Annotated in this window: 6 protein-coding genes; 3 read left to right on the top strand and 3 right to left on the bottom strand. The window is 64.1% G+C overall.

Features of this window, described 5'->3' with window-relative positions; all coding sequences use genetic code 11:
• Positions 1–284: 284 nt before the first annotated feature.
• Positions 285–1,127 (bottom strand): polyprenyl synthetase family protein, encoded by an 843-nt coding sequence (locus JXA24_01125; protein ID MBN1282359.1) that lies wholly within the window; start codon positions 1,125–1,127, stop codon positions 285–287.
• 67 nt (positions 1,128–1,194) lie between these two features.
• On the opposite strand from JXA24_01125, the gene JXA24_01120 reads away from it, so the two are divergent.
• The 3 genes from JXA24_01120 to JXA24_01110 are packed head-to-tail and all read left to right on the top strand — an operon-like array spanning position 1,195 to position 3,254.
• On the top strand, positions 1,195–1,923 hold the full coding sequence (locus JXA24_01120) for an alpha/beta fold hydrolase (GenBank protein ID MBN1282358.1): 729 nt from the start codon (positions 1,195–1,197) through the stop codon (positions 1,921–1,923).
• Positions 1,924–1,942: 19 nt separating this feature from the next.
• A complete protein-coding gene (locus JXA24_01115; GenBank protein MBN1282357.1) occupies positions 1,943–2,587 on the top strand; it encodes a hypothetical protein in 645 nt (214 codons plus the stop codon).
• A 25-nt stretch (positions 2,588–2,612) separates the two neighbouring features.
• Complete coding sequence (locus JXA24_01110; GenBank protein MBN1282356.1) at positions 2,613–3,254, top strand: HAD hydrolase-like protein; 642 nt, start codon at positions 2,613–2,615, stop codon at positions 3,252–3,254.
• Here JXA24_01110 and JXA24_01105 read toward each other — a convergent pair.
• Positions 3,199–4,227: a hypothetical protein gene (locus JXA24_01105; protein MBN1282355.1), complete on the bottom strand. Its 1,029-nt coding sequence runs from the start codon at positions 4,225–4,227 to the stop codon at positions 3,199–3,201. The two genes, JXA24_01110 and JXA24_01105, sit on opposite strands and share 56 nt — an antisense overlap.
• Positions 4,224–4,973 (bottom strand): hypothetical protein, encoded by a 750-nt coding sequence (locus tag JXA24_01100; protein MBN1282354.1) that lies wholly within the window; start codon positions 4,971–4,973, stop codon positions 4,224–4,226. The genes JXA24_01105 and JXA24_01100 overlap by 4 nt, the downstream gene beginning before the upstream one ends.
• Between the last annotated feature and the right edge of the window lie 140 nt (positions 4,974–5,113).

The raw sequence follows: 5,113 nt of genomic DNA, 5'->3' as shown, positions 1-5,113 counted from the left end.
AGGAGCGCGTTTATGGATCCGTCCCTGTTGACGAACGCGGACCCTATCTTCACCCAGCGGGACTTGCCCTCCTTGCACTCTATTATGTTGTAGACCTCCATCGGCGTGCTGTTTCCCATGACCTCTCCGTTTCTGCCTCTGTCGATCGATCGTTCGGCGGCAGAAGGATAAGCAAGGACCGTGCCAGGCCGGCCGTTTTGTTCAACGCATTGATAAGATTGGATTAAGATTCAGGACTGAAAAAACTCAGGCTCGATCGGGTGCACATAAACGCTGCAGTGTGCTCAAAAACGCTGCACCCCGCACGCCCTGTCCACCGCGTAGTCGGCAATCATCGAGAGGGCCCGGGCCTCGGCTGAGGGGCCGAGGGGAGTGAGGTTTCTCCTGGCCTCGGCCGACAGCTCGCGGGCGAGCGCGATCGCCGCCTCAGTGCCCCCCAGGACGGCGGCCGGCCCCGACAGCCCTGTGTCATCGTCGGTCGTGGAGTCGATGACGTCGTCCGCGATCTGGAAGGCCGCGCCGAGCGAGGTCCCGTAGCGGGCCAGAGCGGACTCCATGGGGTCGCCGGCCTCGGCGACAATGGCGGCAGACCGTGCGGCCGCCCGGAAGAGGGAGCCGGTCTTCCCCTCCACCATGGCGAGGTACGAGCCTCGGTCCCTGATCCGCTGCCCGCACATCATCTCGCCGATGGTCGTGTCGCGCGCCGCGTCCACTATTTCGGCCATGAGCCTCGTGTTTCCGAGGGGCAGGATCAACTCGGAGGCCCTGCACCAGAGAAGGTCGCCTGCCAGGATGCTCGCCCGGTTCCCGAAGAGGGCGTTCGCAGAAGGCCTGCCTCGCCTGGTCATCGACCCGTCCACCACATCGTCGTGCAGGAGGCTGGCCGTGTGGATCAGCTCGAGCGCCGCCGCGATGCGGACCATGTCCTCGGACTTCGTGCTGTAGAGGCCGTTCGACAAAGCCCGTGCCGCGAGCAGAAACACGGCGGGGCGCATCTTCTTCCCGCCGCTTTTCGCAATCTCGGCCGTCACCGAATCCGCAGAGGGGACTCCGAAGGAGCTCTCCTCCAGGAGCCGATCCACGAGCTCGAGCTCGCGCGACACGAGGGTTGTGATCTCCGTCCGCATCGCGGGCACTCTGCGCACCTCGGTGGTTTCTTGTCAATGCCGCCACCCTGTGTTAACAGGTGGTTTCATGAACGGCTGCCTCATAGTCCACGGCCTCACAGGGACACCGGCCACCGCGGTGTCGCTTCGGGACGCCCTGCTCAGGGCAGGCTTCTGCGTCTCCACGCCCTGCCTGGCCGGGCACGGGGTGTCGGTGGGCGAACTCGCCGCGTCGACGCGCGGGGAGTGGTACGAGACCGTGAGGGTTGCGTTCTCAGAGCTGAGGCGGGAGTCGGAGAAGGTGTATTACGCCGGGCTGTCGCTTGGCGCGCTGCTCGGCCTCAAGCTCGCCGCAGAGGAGGGCTGGGGCGTGAGGGCCATGGCCCTCATGGGGACCCCTCTGGTCCTCTCCAGGGTCAACGAGGCGGCCATACCGCTGGTGCGCTACAGCCCGCTGCGCTGGATCATAAAGTCCGTTCCAAAGGACCTGGACAAAAGCGTGGCCGATCCGGAGGGCCGGGCGCGCTACGAGGAGACCTCGCTGCCCATGATCCCGACCAGGGCGATCTTCGAGATAGAGGACCTGCAGAGGGAGGTCTTTGCAGATCTGTCAAAGATCACAAATCCGGTGCTGTTGCTCCACGGGGGGCATGACGAGGTCGCCCCGCTCCGAAACGTTGAACTGGTGAAAAACAATCTCTCATCTGATATAGTGGAGACCGTCATCCTGCCGAACTCGCGCCACGTCCTGACCATGGACTACGACAGGGACAGCGCGTCGAAGGCAGTCGTGGATTTCTTCAACAGGTTCGCCTAGAGACCAGGGGAGGTAAAGAATGAGACGGATCGTCATTGCGCTGGTGTTCATCGCGGTCGTTGTCCCGTCGGCGGCGCTCGCCCGCGGCATAGAGGAGAGCGAGGTCGGCGCCTATGAATCGAAAAAGACCGAGGTCGCGGTCGCCCCGAAGAAGAGGGCCGAGCCCGTTGCCGAGGAGTACGGCCCGCCCGTGCCGGAGACGTCGCAGCGCGGCAAACAGGTCATGATCGACGGCCGCAAGGGCAGCTTCAGGCTGGGGATCGTGGGCCCCGGATTCGCTGTGGCCAACAGGGGGATAGGGCCCATGATGAACATGGGCGTGGAGGGCGAGTATTTCTTCTTCGAGAGGCTCTCGGTCGGCATGCAAATCGACGTGGCCACGGAATTCGACGATTATGCGATCCTGAGCTTTCTCCCCTACGCCCGTTACGTCTTCGACCTGAACAGCCATCCGAGGTGGTCGTTGTACGTGCAGGCGGGCGTCGGGCCGGCCCTCATAAACGGCGACTCGTTCGCCGCCGACATAGCGATACCGGGCGGCGGCTTCTGGTGGCAGTGGACCGAGAGGCTCTCGGTCGGAGCGGACGCCTGGTTCCACGTATTCGTGAGGGACAGGACCGCCGTCGGGTTCTCGATATCTCCGGCCGTCAGATACCAGTTCTAGGGCTCAAAGCTCAAAGGTGAGAGGGATGGACAAGCCGCTGGTCATATTCGATTACGACGGGGTGCTCGTGGACACCACGGAGTTCCTCGAGGAGCAGGTGCACCTCAAGCTCGCGGAGCTGGGCTACGACATCCCGTGGTCGGTCGACGAGATGCGCAACCTCTTCGACGAGAACATAATCGTGGCCCTCATAGAGAAGGGGCTCTCCCCGCGCGACATGTGCACCATCTGGGAGCACATACAGAAGGTCTCTCAGGGCGTTGACGTGAGGCTGTGCAAGGGTGTCGAGCCCATGCTCGCGGCGCTGGCATCAAAATGCAGCATGGCGGTCATATCGTCCAACTCGACCCAGGCGATACGCGACGTGCTCAGCAAAAAGGGAATTCTGCAGAGCTTCTTCATGGTGTCGGGCGGGGACGAGGAGATGGGCAAGGTGGAGCGGATGCGGCGCTGCATGCAGAGCTGCGGCACGAAGATCGAAAACACTTTCTACGTGGGCGACACGGTCGGCGACGTGAGGGAGGCGCACGAGGCCGGGATCGCCGCAATAGCGGCCGCGTGGGGGCTCCATCCTGCGGAGAGGCTCGCCGGCGCCCAGCCGGAGATGATCATCAACGATCCGTCGGAGCTGGTGGATTTTGTGAACGCCCTGGCCCCGCAGGGGTGACCTCCGGTTCCGCGGCCCCTTCCTGCCCCGCCCACAGCACGATGAGCGGTATGAGCTTCCCCTTTATGATCACGTCCCCGTCGGCCGCCGAAATCTCAAAAGCCCTTGCCACCGCCGCGAGCCCGCCATGGCCCGCGGTCGCCTCCTGTATCGAGACCAGCGAGCGCAGCCCCTGGAGGAACATGAGCACGCCCTGCGCCTTCGCCGTGTCTTCGCACGGTATGGTTATCGCTAGATCTATGCCGTCCGGGCTGCTCAGGTAGGCGGCTTCGGGCAGAAATATCTCCTTCGGCGCCGACCCCCTCATCCCCTCGCCGATCATGAAATAGCCCGTGAGCACGTCGTCGGAGAGGCGGCCGGCCCTTTTGCCCTTCTGCGGCCCCGATTCGTAGAAGGCCACGAGGGAATCGCGCCTGCCGGCGGCGATGTGGTTCTTGTCCAGGACCATGAACGCGAAGGGGTCGCGCGAGTCGCTCTCGGCGTACACGGTGGACCAGCCCAGGTCCTGGGCCGATATCCCGGAGCGGCCTGCGATCATTGCGGAGCGTATCGCCGGCACGATCGTCTCCTCGTCGAAATTCCCCTGCGCGATCATCACCGCGTCCGATCCCTCGCCCAGGCCGCCGAGCCTTCCAGTCACGGCGATGAGGCCGAGCGCGCTTTGGTCGGCCATGAGCGAGGACAGCAGATCGACGCCCACGCCGCTCTTGCCGCTGATTGCCGACTCAACGGCCTCGCCGAGAGGCTGGTTGGCCATGGCCCTGGGGACGTCCAGGGCCACGAAAAAGTCGGCGTCGCCCGGCACCCATTTCGACAGCGAGTCGAGCTTCGTCTCCGTCGGCCCCTCCGGATCGTAGGCTTTGCGGTGCAATATATGGCTCGCATCCCGCATCCAGAAGAGGGCAACGGCGAGCAGCGCCGCGAGCACCGCGGCGTGGGCTGCGATGATCTTGGTCTTTTTCTTCATCTTCATTGCGTCCCCTCCTTGAGCCACGCGCCGACGAGCGCGGTTATGGACTGGCGCGCCTGCGAGGCCAGATACTCTATCCTGGGAAGCCTCATGATCTCGGCCGGCTTTTTGAGCAGGCGCCCGGCCAGCGCAACCCCGTCCGCATTTCCGGCCTCGTCCACGGCGCCCTCGAGATCGGGGATCTCGTAGTCGAGCGGGTCCAGCACCGCCCTCACCACCACGTGCGGGACGCCCGCTTCGACGCACGCGCGCGCGAGGGAGACGCTCTCCATGTCTATCGCAGCCGCCTCGTGCTGCGTGCCGAGGAAGGCCTTGTCGAACGGCCCGTGCGCGATCTCGTCGACGGTCACGAGCCCGGCCTCCCTGCTTTTTATCCCCAGCGCGTCGAGCGTCTTCCTGGCTCGATCGGCCGCACCCCGGTCGGGCGAAATGCGCTCGCCGCTCCTTCCGTCGACCACAGGGTTCGCTATCACCATGTCCCCTGCGGCGAGCGACGGGTCGGCCCCGCCGCAGTAGCCCACATGAAGGCAGAGCGCCGGCCTGTAGCGCTCGATCAGATACCTGGCGGCGCGGTCCATGGCCTCGCGGCCGATGCCGCTCGTGACGAGCAGGAGCGGCCTCTGCTCGCAGGTGCCCCTCGTGAACACAGAGGGCCGAAGGTGCAGGCGCGCGTCCACCGACATCCTGGAGCGGATGATGCGGACCTCGTCGTCTATCGCAGCGACGACCGCTAGCGGGACCTGCTGCATATGGCTCTTTTACGGCCAGACAGGGCTTAAGTCAACGGAGGCAGTAAATAATGAAATTCCAAATCCCAAGCACCAATTACCAAATAAGCACCAATTACCAGGCACCAAATTCCAAACAAAACCGTTTGATCATTGGGATT

The organism is Pseudomonadota bacterium (genome assembly GCA_016927275.1).
In the GTDB taxonomy this organism is placed as follows: Bacteria; UBA10199; UBA10199; order 2-02-FULL-44-16; family JAAZCA01; genus JAFGMW01.
Note: the sequence above shows the minus strand (reverse complement) of the source record. Positions and strands in the feature narration are given on the sequence as shown.